This window comes from Streptomyces nanshensis (genome assembly GCF_001751255.1).
GTDB lineage: Bacteria > Actinomycetota > Actinomycetes > Streptomycetales > Streptomycetaceae > Streptomyces > Streptomyces nanshensis_A.
On record NZ_LJGW01000455.1, the window covers coordinates 17482 to 34538 of the forward strand.

Genomic DNA, 17057 nt, shown 5'->3' on the forward strand with positions numbered 1-17057 from the left:
GATCCACAGAATCTCGATGTGAATAAATGTTACGTGGGTTGACGCAGACGTTACATCGCGATTAGGAAGTGTGCATTGCTCAGGCTCGACGAGGAGAGCGCACATGAACCTCCACCACCTGTTCGCCGACGGCGGCGGAAGCGTGGTCCGCTACGCCCTGTCGGGATCGGCAGGCGGGTTCGCCCGCACGCTGCTGGCCCAGACCCGGCTCGTACCCCGACTGTCCCCCGTCGCGCTCTGCGACCTCGACCTCGGGCGGCTGCACGCCATGTGCCGCGAACTCGGCTATGACGAGGCCGAGTTGGCTCAGTGCGCGGACGCGGACGCGGTCGTACGGGCCGCCGGGGCGGGGCAGACCGTCCTCGTCGCCGACCCCGCGCTGCTCGGCGCCGCCGAGTGGGACATCCTCGTCGAGGCGACCGGCGACCCCGTCCAGGGCTTCCGGATGGCCCGCGACGCCATCGCGGCCGGACGCCACGTCGCCCTGGTCAGCAAGGAGGTCGACTCCGTCGCCGGACCGCGGCTCGCCGCGCTCGCCGCCGAGCGCGGCGTCGTCTGCACCACCGCGGACGGCGATCAGCCCGCCAACCTCATCGGACTGACCACCTGGGCCGAGACGTTGGGCCTCGACGTCGTCGCCGTCGGCAAGTCCAGCGAGTACGACTTCGTCTTCGACCCCGCCCGTGACACCGTCAGCGTGCAGGACACCACCGTCGAGGCGCCCGCCCTCGCCGGTCTGCTCACCCTCGGCGACGACCCCCGCGCCACGCTGGACGCACGCGCCGCGGCGGTCGCGGAGCTGCCCGTCGGGGCCACCGCCGACTACTGCGAGATGGCCGTGGTGGCGAACGGCACGGGCTATGTCCCCGACACCGAGCTGCTGCACTTCCCCGTGGCCCGCCCCGCCGAGCTGGCGGACGTCTACGCGCTGCGCGAGGACGGCGGTCTGCTCGAACGGCCGGGCGCCGTCGAGGTGTTCCGCGCGCTGCGGCTGCCCGGCGAGGCGTCGTTCGCGGGCGGCGTGTTCGTCGTCGTACGCACCCACGACCGTGAGACCTGGGAGACCCTGCGGGGCAAGGGGCACGTGCTCAGCCGCGACGGCCGCTACGCGGCGGTCTACCTCCCGTACCACCTGATGGGCGTGGAGACTCCGGTCACGCTGCTGTCCGCGGTGCTCCACCACCGCCCTTCCGGCGGCACCGATCCGCGGCTGCACGCGGTGCTCGCGGGCCGTGCCCGGCAGGCGCTGACCGCCGGGACCGAGCTGTCCATGGGCGGCCACCACCACGACCTGGCCGGGGTGCAGGCCGCATTGCTGCGCAGCGCGGACGCACCCGCCGACGTCGCACCGCTCTATCTGGCCGCGGGCTCCCGGCTGTCCCGGGATGTGCCCGAGGGCGGACTGCTCACCTTCGACGACATCGAGGGCTACGACGCGGAGCTGGCCGACGCCTGGCACGCGGGCGCCGCCGGAGCCCTCGGGAACGCCGGAACCGTACGGAACACCGGAGCCTCCGGTAACGCCGGAACCGCCAACTCCCCTGCGGAGGCCCGGGCATGAGCGCCAACGCACAGCATCTGCTGCTCGCCGCGGCGGCCATCGTCGTCCTGGTGCTGCTGATCACCAAGCTGAAGCTGCACCCGTTCCTGGCGCTGTCGTTCTCGGCGCTCGGCCTCGGCTTCGCCAACGGGCTGCGTCCCGAGAAGGTGATGGAGCACTTCGAGACGGGATTCGGGGACACCCTCGGCGACACCGGCGTCACCATCGGTCTGGGCACCGTCCTCGGCGCCATCCTGCTGGGGACCGGCGGCGCGGACCGCATCGCCGACGCCTTCCTCGGCGCCCGTCCGACGAAGTGGATACCCACGGCCATCACGGCCGCCGCCCTGCTCATCGGCATGCCGCACCTCTTCGACGTCAGCTTCATCATGCTGGTGCCGCTGGTGTACGCGGCGGCCAAGCGCACCGGTTCGCATCTGCTCTGGGTCGGACTGCCGATGGCGGCCGGCCTGTACGTCTCGCACGGACTGCTGCCCCCGCACCCCTCACCCACGGCCGCCGTCTCCGCCTTCCACGCGAGCACCGGCCTGACCATCCTGTACGGGCTGTGCATCGGCATCCCGCTGGCCGCGGTGACCGGACCCGTCCTCACCAAGGTCGTCAGCCGCTGGTTCGGGCCCGCACCCGATCTGGACAAGGGGCCGGTGCCCGAGAGCGCCGGGGACGAGGGGAACGGCCGTCCGGCGTCCCTCGCCCTGTCGCTGATCACCGTGCTGCTGCCGCCCGTACTGATGCTCATCGGCACCCTCGGCACCAAGAACCTCAGCGAACACAGCGCCGTCTACCCGCTGTTCGAGGCGTGCGACAACCCGATCCTCTCCCTGCTGGCGGCCGTGGTCTTCGCGGCCCTCGCCCTCGGGCTGCCCTCCGGGTTCCGGGGCAGGGCGCTCCAGCGGATGGCCGCCAAGGGGCTGGGTTCGATCGGGGCCATCGTGCTGATCCTGGGCGCCGGCGGTGCGCTGAAGGAGATGCTCTCGGCGGTCGGCGTGAACGACGCGATCGTGGACTACACCCAGTCCTGGACCGTCTCCCCGCTCATCCTCACCTGGGCCATCGCCGCCCTGCTGCGGGTCTGCCTCGGCTCCGCGACCGTGGCCACCACCGCCGCGGCCGGCATCGCCGCACCGCTGCTGTCGACCCACGCGGGGCTGTCCCCGGAGCTGATGGTGCTGGCCGCCGCGTCCGGCTCGGTCATGCTCTCGCATGTCAACGACTCCGGATTCTGGCTGTTCAAGGAGTACTTCCAGCTCTCCGTCGGCCAGACCCTGCGCACCTGGACGCTGATGCTCTCGGTGCAGTCCGTCCTCAGCCTCGGTGGCATCCTGCTCCTCAGCACGCTGGTCGGCTGACGGTGGACGTCCGGGATTGGGGGAGGATGGAGACCCACCGTGGTCCGCAACAGGACCCGCCCGAAACGGAGAACACCGGGATGACCACCTCGCGTCAGGCGGAACGCCCGAAGCGTCCGCCGCTCATCCCCGACCAGCGCCGCGAGTTGCTGCTGAAGCATCTGCGCCGGGACGGCGTGCTGAGCGTGCAGCAGGTCAAGCAGCTCTTCGGCGTCTCCCATATGACGGTGCGCCGGGACATCGCCGAACTGGAGCAGCAGGGCCTGGTGTTCTCCGTACCGGGCGGCGTACGGATCGCCAGCCACGTCCCCCACGAGCCGACGTTCCAGGCGAAGTCGCTCACCGAGCAGCGGGAGAAGCGCGCGATGGCGCGCGAGGCCGACACCCTTCTGCGGGACGGCATGACGGTCTATCTCGACGCGGGCACCACGCTGCACGCGCTCGTGCCCCACCTCGCCGAGCACCGCGAACTCACCGTCGTGACCAACGACTTCAACGCCGTCGAGCTGCTGTGCGGCGCCCGGCACCTGGAGGTCATCCACATCGGCGGGCGCGTCGAACCGGACAACCGCTCCAGCGTGGGACGGCTGGCCGCGGCGACGGTCAGCCATCTCGCGCTCGACACGGCCTTCATCAGCACCAGTTCGTGGGATCTGATCCGGGGGGTGACCACCCCTTCCGAGCAGAAGGTGGAGGTCAAGCAGGCGGCGATGGCGGCGGCCTCGCAGTCGGTGCTGGTGGCGGGTGCGTCGAAGTACGGCACCTTCGGCAAGTACAAGGTCGCCGCGCTCCGCTCGTTCGACGTGATCATCACGGACACCGGCCTCACCGAGGCCGCGGCGGAGGGCGTCCGCGGAGCGGGCCCGGACCTCCGCCTGGTCCCGCCGGCACCGGAAACGGACGCCGGGCAGAGCTGACCGCCGGGACGGGCGGCGCGGTCGCCCGTACGCCCCGGCGCCCCCGTCCGCCGCTGCACGGCCCGCCCCCGAACGGCCCGTCCCGCGCCGCCACTTGGCGCCCCTGACGGGATACGGAAACGGCGCCCGTAATGCATTCCGTACCGGCCGCCGGACGGAAAGCGGAATGCAATTCGGTTGCGGGACGCGGGCCGAATTCCCCTCGTACGTACGGGAGTCGGCGCCTCGTGGTGCGCGCGGGTCCGCGTCCGTGGGAGGCTGCGACGGGCCTGGAATGTGAACGGATCAGGCTTCGTGTGGAGGCTGTGAGCAGCTACTCATCACATCGGGTGAAACTCTGGGCGTCGGTTGCACGGGGCAACGGCGAGTTGCCAAGCTGTTTCCGATTCTTCAACTTCACTGCCTGTCGCGGCCTTTTCCGGGCTGGCCTTCGAGAACGGGGAGGGCACTCGTGCCATTCGGTGAACAGCCCGCTTACCTCCGCGTCGCCGGCGATCTCCGCCAGAAGATCATCGACGGGGATCTTCCACCGCACACCCGCCTGCCCTCGCAGGCCCGCATCCGCGCGGAGTACGGGGTCTCCGACACCGTGGCCCTGGAGGCCCGCAAGGTGCTGATGGCCGAGGGCCTGGTCGAGGGCCGCTCCGGCTCCGGCACCTACGTACGCGAGCATCCCGTCCCGCGCCGTGTCTCCCGCAGCGGGTTCCGCGCCCTCGGCGACTCCTCGCCGTTCCGCCAGGAGCAGGCCGACGAGGATGTGAAGGGCACCTGGGAGTCGCGCAGCGAGCAGGAGGACGCGAGCCCGCTCACGGCCGAGCGGCTGCGCATCGAGCCCGGCGAGCGCGTGATGCGCACCCGCTATCTCTTCCGCGTGGACGGTGAGCCCGTGATGCTCTCGACGTCCTGGGAGCCGCTGTCCGTCACCGGGCGCACGCCCGTGGTGCTGCCCGAGGACGGGCCGCTGGGCGGCAAGGGCGTGGTGGAGCGGATGGCGGCCGTCGACGTCGTCGTGGACAACGTCGCGGAGGAGGTCGGCGCACGCCCCGGACTGGCCGAGGAGATGGTGGAACTGGGCGGCGTCCCGGGCCACTCGGTGCTGGTGGTGACCCGGACGTTCTACGCCGGGGGCACCCCGGTGGAGACGGCGGACGTCGTCGTGCCCGCGGACCGCTTCCGCGTCTCGTACCACATGCCGGTGCGCTGACCCGCTGTCTCTCCGCTGGCCCGTGCCTCTCCGCTGACCCGTGCCCGCCCGCGGGCCCGGGTCTCCGCGTACGAACGCCGCGTACGAACGTGTGGCCGAAACCGATACCCCGCAGTGCCAACTCGAATGCGCTGAGTGAGGGCCGGGCGTAAGCTCCGGCATATGCGAAGCGTGAGCGGTGACGGCGACTCTGTGCTGCCCTGGCAGGTCATACGGGAGGACGGCCACGGCAACCGCTACCGCGTGGGCAGCTACGCCACCCGCAGGGAAGCGCAGCAGGTCGCCGACCGGCTCGCCGACACCGCGAGCCGCGCGACGAGCGGCGGCGAGGGCGACGCCGAGGGCGTCGGCAGCTATCTGGTCGAGCCCCTGGGATGCGCGAGCGGCGAGTACGCCTGACCGGGCCCAAAATCGGAAGCAGGGACTCTAGGTTCCCGCCTGCCCGGAACCACCGTGCGGGCCAGCTACCCGATCAGGGACGTGGGCGGTGTGAGCACAGGACCCTCCGAGGGAGTGGCCTCGATCCTCGACACCCTCCGAGTCGGCACCGTCATGCTCGACGGCAAGGGAAAGATCCTCCTCTGGAACCCGATGACGGAGGAGATCCTCGGGTGGCGGGCCGACCAGGTCGTGGGCAGCCGCATCCAGGACTTTCTCGAGGACGGGTACGGCGAGGGCGAACGCCGGCGCGACGAGGCCCTGCGCCTGCACGGCCGCTGGCGCGGCACCCTGCGCATCCTGCACAGCGCCGGACACCGCGTCGCCGTCGAGGGACGCGTCTCGCTCCTGCGGGACAGGGAGAACCGCAGGGTCGTCCTCGCCAACATCGTCGAGACCAGCCGGATCCGCGCCGTCGAGCACGATCTGGCCGCGCTGGACGCGCTGTTCGCGTCCTCGCCGCTCGGCATCGCCCTGTTCGACAACGACAAGCGCTTCGTACGCGTCAACGAGGCGCTCGCGAACCTCAACAGGCTCGGCGCCGAGGAGCACCGGGGCAAGACCGTCCACGACGTACTGCCGTCCTGGATGGCGGAGGAGGTCTCCGCCGTGCAGTCGACCGTGCTGGAGACCGGCGAGCCCGTCGTCGACGTCGTGATGCCCGCGCCGGAGGGTCCCGGTTCGCGTTCCGTCTCCTACAGCAGGCTCACCGGCGACAAGGGCGAGGTGCTCGGCGTCAGCACGGTGATCATGGACATCACCGAGCGGCGCGAGGCGCTGGAGAAGATCGAGGCCGCGCGTGAGCGGCTCGCGCTCCTCGACGACGTGGGCGTCGGGCTCGCCGACCGGTTCGACGTGGGCGCCATCTCGCAGGCGCTCGCCTCCAGCCTCGTACCGCGCCTCGCCGACTACGCCGGTGTGATGCTCATCAGCGCCGTGGCGCACGGCGGCGACCTCCCCGACATCGAACTCCTCACCGGCACACCGCTGTTCCAGCTCGGCGTGGCCGCGCGCTACGAGGGCCCGACGGTGAACCGGATGCTCCGCGCCGGCCAGGACGTCCCCTTCCTCGCCGACTCCTTCTTCGGGCGGACGCTGGCCAGCGGCGTCCCGCACGTCGCGACGTCGCCGCGCGAACTGCTCGCCGCCACCTACCCCGGCGACCCCAAGATGCAGGCGGCCCTCGACCTGGACATCCACTCGCTGATGGCGGTACCGCTGCGCGCCCGCGGCGTCGTGCTCGGCCTGCTGGTCGTCAGCCGGGCCGGGGGACGCGAGCAGTTCGGACGGGACGACATAGCGCTCGCCATGGAACTGGCCGACCGCGCGGGCGTCTCGCTCGACAACGCCCGTCTCTACGCGCGCGAACGCGCCGGCGCCCTGATGCTCCAGCGGAGCCTGCTGCCGCAGACGGTGCCGGAGCCGCCCGGGGTGCAGCTCGCCTACCGCTATGTGCCGGGCGCCAGCGGCGCCGAGGTCGGCGGCGACTGGTTCGACGTGATCCCGCTCGCCGGCGGCCGGGTCGCCTTCGTCGTGGGCGACGTGATGGGTCACGGGCTGCACGCCGCCGTGACGATGGGACGGCTGCGCACGGCCGTACGCACCCTCGCCGGGCTCGATCTGCCGCCCGACGAACTGCTGCGCCGCATCAACGACTTGGCCGACGACTTCGTGCAGAGCTCCGACGACCCCCTCGTCGCGACCTGTGTCTACGCCGTCTACGACCCCTCCACCCGCCGGTGCAGCCTCGCCAAGGCCGGACATCCGCCGCCGCTGCTGATCACCGAGACCGCGGACGGAAGCTGGCAGGCCGACACTCTCGAACTGCCCTCAGGGGCGCCGCTGGGCGTCGGCGGCGTCCCCTTCGACGCGTACGACCTCGAAGTCGTCGAGGGCTCGGTGCTCGTCCTCTACACCGACGGCCTCATCGAGTCCCGCGGCGAGGACATCAGCGAGGGCATCGACCGGCTCCGCACGATGCTCTCCTCGGGGCCCGCCCGGCGGGACCCGCGGGCGTCCGCCGGACTGGAGGACGCCTGCAACCGCGTCATCGACGATCTGGAGGGCAGGACGGCGTCCCAGCCCAACGACGACGTCGCCGTGCTGATGGCGAAGCTCGGCGGACTGCCCCAGGGCAGCGCCGCCTCCTGGACGTTCCCGGCCGAGAGTTACGCCGTACGCAGAGCACGCGAGGTCGTGCGCCGCACGCTGCACGAGTGGGGGCTCGATGCGCTGGAGGACACGACCGTGCTGCTCGTCAGCGAACTGGTCACCAACTCCATGCGCTACGCCCACGGGCCGATCGGCGTCCGCATGGTGCGCGGCGCCTCGCTGCTCGTCGAGGTCTCCGACCCGCTGCCCGACCCGCCGCGCGAACGCAGCGCGCTGCCCGACGACGAAGGCGGCCGCGGCATCCGTCTGGTGGCCCGCGAGGCGCGCCGCTGGGGGACGCGGCACGGGCCGATGGGCAAGACGGTCTGGTTCGAACTCGCCCTTCCCTGACGGGCGTTCAGCGCCGCGTATCGCGCCGCAGGACGCCCGTACGGTCACCGCACCGCCCCTCCGCGCCGTCACCGGAGCCCCGCGCGGCGCCGACTCCCCGCCGCCGCACGGCACATGGCGCATCCCTCCGCGCCTCTCCCCTCGCAGCGCACACTCGGGGAAGATGGTTCGAACGGCTGCAGCCGGGTTAGGAGACAGGTGTCCCTGCCGCAGGAGGTCAGGGGGGAAGCACGGAGGTGTAAGGCCGCACGTCAGTTGTCATCGGCGACGGGAAGCACGAATTTCGTGCGGCGATCGGGAAGAGCGTGTTCCGGGTGCCTTACGCCTGCCACACTGCTCAGAACCGGTGCCACACTGGTCACGGGAAGGGGCGGCGTTGAGCGATATCCCTGTGGAGGCGGCAGGCAAGCCGGACGACGTTCGCCGCGCCCTCGCTCTGCTCAACGCGGCGGGGGCCCGTATCGGCAACTCGCTCGACCTGGAGACGACGGCCCGCGAACTGCTCGACGTGGGCGTACCGCAGTTCTGCGACCTCGCGTCGGTCGACCTGTACATGGACGTACTCGCCGGCGACGAGCCGCGCCCCGTCGGCCCCGGCGACGGCAGCGGCGAGCTGCGCCGCGTCGGCTTCGCCAGCTCCGTCTCGGAGGCGCCGCCCTCGCTCAGCCGCGACGGCCAGACCGGACCGACCGGTTCCAGCCCCGTCACCGTCGGCGCGACCCACTGCTATCCGTACACCACCCCGTGCGCGCAGGCGCTGCGCAGCGGACGCGTCCAGCACATCCCGGGCCAGGACGGCACCGTGCCGGTGCAGTTCGGCGCCGTCGTGCAGTCGACGCTGGCCGTGCCGATGGTGGCCCGCGACCGGGTGCTGGGCCTCGTGCAGTTCTCCCGCGTCAAGGGCAGCGAGCCCTTCGGCGAACGGGACGCGGCGCTCGCCGCCGAACTCGCCTCCCGCGCCGCGGTGTGCATAGACAACGCACGGCTCTACCGCCGGGAACACGAACGGGCGTTGATACTTCAGCGCAGCCTGCTGCCGCCCGGTGACCCCGAAGCCGCCGGTCTCGACATCGCCTGCCGCTATCTGCCCGGCAATCCGGCGACCGAGGTCGGCGGCGACTGGTTCGACGTCATCGAACTCCCGGGGCACCGCACCGCCGTCGTCGTCGGCGACGTCATGGGCCGCGGACTGCGCGCCGCCGTCGCCATGGGCGAACTGCGCACCGCCGTACGGACGTTGGCGCTCACCACCGACATGGAGCCCGCCGAGGTGCTGGGCGCGCTCGACGAGATCGCGCGCGGACTCGGCGACACCCCGGGCTCGCAGCGCAACGGCGGCGACAACCTGGCGGAGGTCTACCTCGCGACGTGCATCTTCGCCGTCTACGACCCCGTCTCCCGCCGCTGCACCATCGCCAACGCGGGCCATCTGCCTCCCGTCCTGGTCGAACCGGACGAGCCCGCGCTGCTGTTGGAGGTCCCCAAGGGCGTACCGCTCGGCGTCGGCGGCGAGCCCTTCGAGGAGATCGAGATGGAGCTGCCGGACGGCGCGATGATCGCGCTGTACACCGACGGCCTCGTCGAGTCCCGCGAACACCCCATCGACGAGGGCCTCGGCGCGCTGCGCGCCGCGCTCACCGACGCCACCGAGTCCCTGGAGAACGTCGCCGACCAGGTGCTGACCACGCTCAACGTCCACCACGGCGAGGACGACATCGCGCTGCTCGTCGCCCGCGTCCAGGGCCTCGCGGACAGCGCGGTGGGCGACTGGACGCTCTCCTCCGAGCCCCGCTCGGTCGCCCGCGCCCGCGAACTGACCCGGGAACAGCTCTCCGCCTGGGACCTGGACGCCCTCGCCGACACCGCCGAGCTGCTGGTGAGCGAGCTGGTGACGAACGCGCTGCGGCACGGCGAGGGCGAGATACGGCTGCGGCTGCTGCTCGACCGCACGCTCGTGTGCGAGGTGTGGGACTCCGGCCTGGTACAGCCCCGGCGCCGCCGCGCCCATGTGACGGACGAGGGCGGCAGGGGCCTGCAACTCGTGGGGCTGCTCAGCGCCGGGTGGGGCAGCAGGCGTACGCACCAGGGCAAGACCGTCTGGTTCGAACTGGCCCGCCCCGGCGAGAACTCCAAGCCCGCAGCCGACCCGACGGAGGCACTGCTCAGCCTCTTCTGAGGCGGGCGTCCGGGGACCCGGCCGGGCCCCCGGTCACGCGGGCGCGCTGCCGTCGGCAGACCGCGTCGCCCGGTCCCGAGGGCTCAGTCCCGCGAGAGCGTCCAACCCTCCGCCCGCACCGAGGCGTTGTCCCGCGGCCGTACGCTCGAGAACACCGGCCGCCTCCCGTTCAGCACCCGGATGTCGTCGAGGTAGACGCCGCGGCCCTGCTGCTCCTCGTCGGTGACGTAGCGCCAGCGCACGCCCGTCACACCGTCCGGCAGCGCGCCCTCGGCGTGCAGCCAGCGCCGTGCGGAGAAGCCGGCGAAGTCGCCCTTGCTGTCCCAACTGTGCTGCCCCGCACTGAACTTGAGCGGTACGGGACGCCAGGCGGCGTCGTCGTCCGGGCGGGCGTCCGTGGTGGCCTCCACCGTGCACACATCCGTGGGCTGGGTGTCGTACCAGACCTGGAAGCGCAGCGCGGCGTCCTTCCGTACGGGCTCGCGCAGCGGCACCCGCAGCGTCCCGGTGTCCTCGTCGCGCTGCCCCGCGTACCAGGCTTCGCGCGCCACGGCCGGACGCACCGGCACCGCGCGGGCCAGATGCCGGGCGGGCGCGCGGCGGTAGTCGCTGACGGTGCCCCAGTCGCGGGTGGGGTGCACCCGGTTGGTCAGCAGGACGAAGAGGGTGCCGGCGATCGGGTCGGCCACCAGGCACGGTCCGGTGTAGCCGGTGTGCCCGGTGGTGACGGGCGAGGTGAGCGCGTCCATGTAGAAGCGCTGGTCGAGCTGCCAGCCCAGACCGCGTGCGGCGTCCTCGCCCATCCCCGCGTTCTCGTTGGTGATCATGGCGCGGACCCACTTCTCGCCGAGCACCCGATGACCGCCGTACGTACCGCCGTTGAGCACCATCTGCCCGAAGACGGCCATGTCGGCGGCCGTGGAGAAGACGCCCGCGTGGCCGGCGACACCGCCGAGGTAGTACGCCTTCTCGTCGTGGACGGAGCCGCGCACCATGCCGCGCCCGGTCCACGGCATGTACTCGGTGGCCGCGATCCTCTCCAGCTTCGACTTCGGCGGGTTGTAGCCGGTGTCGGTCATGCCCAGCGGCTCGGTGATCACCTCGGCCACCAGCTCGTCGAGGCCCTTGCCGGTGATCTTCTCCAGCATCCGCCCGGCGGTGATGAGGTTCAGATCGGAGTACGTGTACTTCTCGCCCGGCGCGTTCTCCAGCGGCTCCTTGTAGATCGCGGCCAGCCGCGCCTCGTTGTCCGGGTAGGGCTGGAGGTCGATGTCGGCCTGCATGCCCGAGGTGTGGTTCACCAACTGCCGTACGACGATGCGGGACTTGGCCGGGTCGCTCGCGGCGAACTCGGGCAGCAGCCGCGCGACCGGGGCGTCCAGGTCGACGGCGCCCTTCTCGGCCTGGCTCACCAGCACGATCGACGTGAACAGCTTGGAGACCGAGGCCATGTCGAAGAGCGTGTCCTCGCGCATGGGCACCCACTCCTCGCGCGGCAGCTCGACGGGCTTCCCGGCGGACGCGTCCCAGCTCGCGTAGCGCAGCGCGTGACCGCGCGCGGCGTGCTCGACGACGATGCCGTTCCTGGCGGCCAGCAGCACGAACCCCGGGTGCGAGGGGTGCGGACGGCCCGGCCCGGGCCGCATGTACTCCTCGGCGGCGGGCACCATCCGCGCGACCTCGCCGGGCAGCAGCCCCGCGCGCTGCGGGCTGCCCGGACGGAGCGTACGGGGGCGGAAGTCGAGGTCGTCCGGTGTCACGGTGGGCGGCCCGGCCTTCTGCCGTGCGTACGGTGTCGCGGCGAAGGCGGGCCCGGCGCTCGGGCCCACCCCTGAGGCGAGCGCGACGCTGCCGACGGTGCCGAGGAATTGCCGGCGTCTCATCGTGGATCCCCTGGGGCTCGTGCGGATGCGGTCGTGGCGGCGGTGCCGGAACTGGCCGGCGGTCCGGGCGGTGCTGCCGTGCTGCGGTGGCTTGGTGCGGTGGTGCGGTGCCGTGCTGTGGTGCCTGGTGCTGCGGTGCCGGACTCTCAGCAGCGTATCCAGCCGTCGGCCGGCGTGAGCGCTTGAACGGGGATGCCGTTGGTCCGACCAGTGGCGTACGTACGACACCGGAGGCGACCGGCGGAGCCGGGAGAAAACCGGCGGAAACCCCCGGAATCACGGGGTATGCGGGCGGAGCGCCCGGGAGGGTGCGGAGCGGGCGGACGGGACGCGACGGGGGCGTGCCGGTGCACGCCCCCGTGACGGACCTCTCATCCGGAGTCTTCCGGAGCGCCGGGGCAGCACCGGTCAGCGCCGCGGAGAGGGGCCGGGCCGCGCGGACCGCTGCCCGCGTTCCGCGCCCGGCCCCTGCCCCGGTTCCCGTCCCGGTCCCCGCCCGGTCAGGCGCCGCTCCTGCGGCGGATCTTGTTGCCGAGCCACACCAGCGGGTCGTACTTGCGGTCGGCGGCCCGCTCCTTGAGGGGGATCAGTGCGTTGTCGGTGATCTTGATGCCCTCGGGGCAGACCTCCGTGCAGCACTTGGTGATGTTGCAGTAGCCCAGCCCGTGGTCCTCCTGTGCGCTGGTCTTGCGGTCCAGGCCGGAGTCCTCGGCGGCGTCCAGCGGGTGCATGTCCAGCTCCGCCTGCCGCATCAGGAAGCGCGGACCGGCGAAGGCCTGCTTGTTCTCCTCGTGGTCGCGCACGACGTGGCAGACGTCCTGGCAGAGGAAGCACTCGATGCACTTGCGGAACTCCTGCGAGCGCTCCACGTCCTCCTGCTGCATGCGGTACTCGCCGGCGGCGAGCCCCGGCGGCGGCACGAAGGCCGGGATCTCCCGCGCCTTGGTGTAGTTGTACGACACGTCCGTGACCAGGTCCCGGATGACGGGGTTGGCCCGCAGCGGCGTGATCGTGATCGTCTCCGACCGCTCGAAGACCGACATCCGCGTCATGCACAGCAGCCGCGGCCGTCCGTTGATCTCCGCGCTGCACGAACCGCACTTGCCCGCCTTGCAGTTCCAGCGCACGGCCAGGTCCGGGGCCTGCGTGGCCTGGAGCCGGTGGACGATGTCGAGGACGACCTCGCCCTCGAAGACCTCGACCTTGAAGTCCTCCAGGCCGCCGCCCTCGGTGTCGCCGCGCCAGACCCGGAAGTCCGCGATGTAGCTCGCACCGCCCGTGTCGGGAGCGCCCCCGCTGACGGCGCCCGGCGTACCGGTGCCCGCGGCGGTGCCCTCCGCGTCCTCGGCGCCCGGCCGCGTATGCGTGCCCGCGCCCTCGCCCGCGTGCGTCTCGGCGCTCATTCGGCTGTCAGCTCCTCGTCCGTCAGGTACTTGATCAGCTCCTCCTTCTCGAAGAGCCCCAGCAGATCCGGGCGGATCGGCGGCATGTCACGGCGCTCCAGCCCGATGCGGCCCCGGTCAGCGCGCTTCGCGGCCTCGCCCGGCTGTGTGGAGGCGTCGAGCGAGACCGGCTCGTCGGCAAGGGTGCAGACGAGGTTGGAGCGGCGCCACTGGCGGTCCATCGCCGGGAAGTCGTCGCGCGTGTGACCGCCGCGCGACTCGGTGCGGGTCAGCGCGGCGCGTGCCACGCACTCGCTCACCAGCAGCATGTTCCGCAGGTCGATCGCCAGGTGCCAGCCCGGGTTGAACTGCCGGTGCCCCTCGACGCCCGCGTACGTCGCGCGCACGCGCAGCTCCGCGAGGCGCTCCAGGGCCTGCGCCATCTCCCCGTCGCGCCGGATGATGCCGACGAGGTCGTTCATGGACTGCTGGAGGTGCTGGTGCAGCGTGTACGGGTTCTCCGCGGGCTCGCCCTCGGGAACCTCCGCGGCGCTGAAGGGCCGCAGGGCCTCGGCGGCGGCGCGGTCGACCTGCTCGTCGCCGACGACGGGCCGCTCCTTCTCCAGGGACGCGGCGTACCGCGCGGCGTGCAGACCGGCACGGCGTCCGAAGACCAGCAGGTCGGAGAGGGAGTTGCCGCCGAGGCGGTTCGAGCCGTGCATGCCGCCGGCGACCTCGCCCGCCGCGTACAGCCCGGTGACGCCGACGGCCGCCGCCGTGTCCGGGTCGACGTCGACGCCGCCCATCACGTAGTGGCAGGTCGGGCCGACCTCCATGGCCTCGGAGGTGATGTCCACGTCCGCCAGCTCCTTGAACTGGTGGTGCATGGACGGCAGTCGGCGCCGGATCACCTCGGGGGACATCCGGGTGGAGACGTCGAGGAAGACGCCGCCGTGCGGTGAGCCGCGGCCCGCCTTGACCTCGGAGTTGATGGCGCGGGCGACCTCGTCGCGGGGGAGCAGCTCCGGTGGACGCCGGTGCTTCTCCGGGTCCTCGTACCAGCCGTCGGCCTCCTGCTCGGACTCCGCGTACTTGTCCTTGAAGACGTCCGGGATGTAGTCGAACATGAACCGCTTGCCCTCGGAGTTGCGCAGGACGCCGCCGTCGCCGCGCACCGACTCGGTGACGAGGATGCCCTTCACCGACGGCGGCCAGACCATCCCCGTGGGGTGGAACTGGACGAACTCCATGTTGATCAGCGAGGCCCCGGCCAGCAGCGCCAGCGCGTGGCCGTCGCCGGTGTACTCCCAGGAGTTCGACGTGACCTTGAAGGACTTGCCGATGCCTCCCGTGGCCAGCACGACCGCCGGCGCCTCGATGACGAAGAAGCGCCCCGACTCGCGCTCGTAGCAGAAGACGCCGGAGACGGCCTCACCGCCGTCCTCCGTGGGCGACTTGAGGATGCGGGTGACGGTGCACTCCTGGAAGACCTTCAGCCGGGACTCGTAGTCACCGGTCTCCTTGAAGTCCTCCTGCTGGAGCGCGACGGTCTTCTGCTGGAGCGTACGGATCAGCTCCAGACCCGTACGGTCGCCGACGTGCGCGAGGCGCGGGTACTCGTGACCGCCGAAGTTGCGCTGGGAGATCCGGCCGTCGGCGGTGCGGTCGAAGAGCGCGCCCCAGGTCTCCAGCTCCCAGACGCGGTCCGGTGCCTCCTTGGCGTGCAGCTCCGCCATGCGCCAGTTGTTGAGGAACTTGCCTCCCCGCATGGTGTCCCGGAAGTGGACCTCCCAGTTGTCACCGGGGTTGGCGTTGCCCATGCTGGCGGCGATGCCGCCCTCGGCCATCACGGTGTGCGCCTTGCCGAACAGGGACTTGCAGATCACTGCCGTACGCAGTCCCTGTTCGCGTGCCTCGATCGCTGCCCGCAGACCCGCGCCGCCCGCGCCGACGACGACGACATCCCACTGCTGGCGTTCGACTTGCGTCATGTGTGGTGCATCCCTCTCGAAGAAGCGTGATCAGAAGAGCTGCGGATCGGTGAACGCACCGGTCGCCAGCAGGTACACGTAGAAGTCGGCGAGGCCCACGCTCAGCAGCGACGCCCACGCGAGCTGCATGTGGCGGGTGTTGAGCTTTCCGACCACGCCCCACATGCGGTACCGCACGGGATGCTTCGAGAAGTGCTTGAGCCGCCCGCCGACGATGTGCCGGCAGGAGTGGCACGAGATGGTGTACGCCCAGATCAGCACGATGTTGATGAGGAAGACCACGGTGCCCAGGCCCATGTGGCCCCACTCGTAGTCGGAGTTGCGGAAGCCGAGGATCGTGTCCCAGGTGAGGATCAGCGCGACGCCGACCGCCGCGTAGAAGAAGTACCGGTGGAGGTTCTGCAGGATGAGGGGGAAGCGCGTCTCACCGCTGTAGCTCTTGTGCGGCTCGGCGACCGCGCAGGCCGGGGGAGAGGCCCAGAAACCGCGGTAGTAGGCCTTGCGGTAGTAGTAGCAGGTCAGCCGGAAGCCCAGCGGGAAGATCAGGATGATCAGCGCCGGCGACAGCGGCCACCAGTCCCCGAAGAGCGCCCAGTTGGGGCCCGCCCGCATCTGCTCGCAGCTCTCGGCGAGGCACGGCGAGTAGAAGGGCGAGACGTACGGCGCGTGGTAGTAGTCGGCGTTCGCGAACGCGCGCCACGTCGAGTAGACGACGAAGAGGAACAGGCCGAACGCCGTGGCCGCCGGGGCGAGCCACCAGCGGTCGGTACGCAGATGCCGCTCGGCGATCGTGGCGCGCGTCCCCGTGCGGACGCCGCCGGTGCCGCCCGCCGACGGCGGACTGCTCGTGCTTCCCGTGCTGCTCGTATTCGGTTGGGGTCGGGTGCCAGTGGCCAACGGTTTCTCCGGTATGGGCGACTTGTCAGTTGGGGCTGCCTGATGAGCGGTCCGGAGCGGCCGCGGCGGCGGACGCCGTCCGCGGGCCGCCCCGGGTTCAGCTCGGGGGCGCGGGGCTCACGGCGCGTGCCGGTCCTTGGCGCCCACCCCCTCGTCATCGACGTCCGACCACAGGCCGTGGTCGTAGGGCTTGTCCGGGATGGTGACCATCTCGGGGTGCGCGGCGCCGGGGGCGCCGGCGGCCGGGGAGGAGGCACGGAGCAGGGCCAGCGACTCCCGCAGATGCTCGGCGTCGCTGCGTACGCGCCTGACCTCCAGGCCGCTTCCGAGAGTGTGTTCCAGGCGGTCGACGGTCCGGGTCAGTTCGTCGAGGCAGCGCTGGGCCGCCGTCAGGTCGTCGTGGAGTGACGTGTGAGGTGACATGACGTGCCTACCTCCGCTGGTCGTGGCGGCTGGCTGGTGTACATGAGCGGCTTGCGTGCCCAGATGAGTGAGATGGCGAGTGTCGCTCCTCACACTCCCCCTTGTGAAGGGCGCTGCACGGGTTTACACCGTGCGAGGCGTCATCGCCAAGCGCAGTCACCCGGACGAGTAACTGCCCATCACCTCAGCCCACAAAAGGGAACACCCGGCCGTACGGGCGGCGGGCCGGGCGCCCAACTGCCGTGCGGGCGCCGGGAGTCAGCCAGGAGTCGGCCAGGAGTCGCCCAGGAGTCCGCCGCGGTCCGCCGGGCCGGGCGCGGGCGCCGTACCGCCG

General features: G+C 71.6%; 12 protein-coding genes. 7 read left to right on the forward strand and 5 right to left on the reverse strand.

The genetic code is table 11. From position 1 onward, the window contains the following. Positions 1-103 precede the first annotated feature (103 nt). The 7 genes from AN218_RS28365 (at position 104) to AN218_RS28395 (ending at position 10147) form a co-directional block, all read left to right on the forward strand. On the forward strand, positions 104-1561 hold the full coding sequence (locus AN218_RS28365; RefSeq protein ID WP_244900774.1) for a homoserine dehydrogenase: 1458 nt from the start codon (positions 104-106) through the stop codon (positions 1559-1561). Beyond that, entirely contained in the window at positions 1558-2910 is a 1353-nt protein-coding gene (locus tag AN218_RS28370) for a GntT/GntP/DsdX family permease (RefSeq protein ID WP_070019968.1), read from the forward strand. Before AN218_RS28365 ends, AN218_RS28370 begins: the two co-directional genes overlap by 4 nt. A gap of 80 nt (positions 2911-2990) precedes the next feature. After that, entirely contained in the window at positions 2991-3827 is an 837-nt protein-coding gene (locus tag AN218_RS28375; protein ID WP_070019969.1) for a DeoR/GlpR family DNA-binding transcription regulator, read from the forward strand. A 451-nt stretch (positions 3828-4278) separates the two neighbouring features. Beyond that, positions 4279-5031: a GntR family transcriptional regulator gene (locus AN218_RS28380; RefSeq protein ID WP_070019970.1), complete on the forward strand. Its 753-nt coding sequence runs from the start codon at positions 4279-4281 to the stop codon at positions 5029-5031. Between the two features lie 162 nt (positions 5032-5193). Continuing rightward, complete coding sequence (locus AN218_RS28385; RefSeq protein WP_171908826.1) at positions 5194-5430, forward strand: SPOR domain-containing protein; 237 nt, start codon at positions 5194-5196, stop codon at positions 5428-5430. Positions 5431-5520: 90 nt separating this feature from the next. Then, complete coding sequence (locus AN218_RS28390; RefSeq protein ID WP_244900776.1) at positions 5521-7971, forward strand: SpoIIE family protein phosphatase; 2451 nt, start codon at positions 5521-5523, stop codon at positions 7969-7971. Positions 7972-8347: 376 nt separating this feature from the next. Further along, positions 8348-10147 carry a SpoIIE family protein phosphatase gene (locus AN218_RS28395; protein WP_070019971.1) on the forward strand — a complete coding sequence of 600 codons (1800 nt, stop codon included), beginning with the start codon at positions 8348-8350 and terminating at the stop codon, positions 10145-10147. A gap of 83 nt (positions 10148-10230) precedes the next feature. Here AN218_RS28395 and AN218_RS28400 read toward each other — a convergent pair whose 3' ends face one another. The 5 genes from AN218_RS28400 to AN218_RS28420 form a co-directional block, all read right to left on the reverse strand. Then, positions 10231-12030, reverse strand: coding sequence for a serine hydrolase domain-containing protein (locus AN218_RS28400; protein WP_070019972.1), 1800 nt, complete (start codon positions 12028-12030; stop codon positions 10231-10233). A gap of 500 nt (positions 12031-12530) precedes the next feature. Continuing rightward, positions 12531-13433, reverse strand: a complete 903-nt coding sequence (locus AN218_RS28405) for a succinate dehydrogenase/fumarate reductase iron-sulfur subunit (protein ID WP_079132686.1) — start codon at positions 13431-13433, stop codon at positions 12531-12533. Further along, positions 13430-15403: a fumarate reductase/succinate dehydrogenase flavoprotein subunit gene (locus AN218_RS28410; RefSeq protein WP_070019973.1), complete on the reverse strand. Its 1974-nt coding sequence runs from the start codon at positions 15401-15403 to the stop codon at positions 13430-13432. The genes AN218_RS28405 and AN218_RS28410 overlap by 4 nt, the downstream gene beginning before the upstream one ends. Positions 15404-15433: 30 nt before the next feature. Then, positions 15434-16300, reverse strand: coding sequence for a hypothetical protein (locus tag AN218_RS28415; RefSeq protein ID WP_079132687.1), 867 nt, complete (start codon positions 16298-16300; stop codon positions 15434-15436). A 117-nt stretch (positions 16301-16417) separates the two neighbouring features. Beyond that, positions 16418-16723 (reverse strand): hypothetical protein, encoded by a 306-nt coding sequence (locus tag AN218_RS28420; protein ID WP_070019974.1) that lies wholly within the window; start codon positions 16721-16723, stop codon positions 16418-16420. Between the last annotated feature and the right edge of the window lie 334 nt (positions 16724-17057).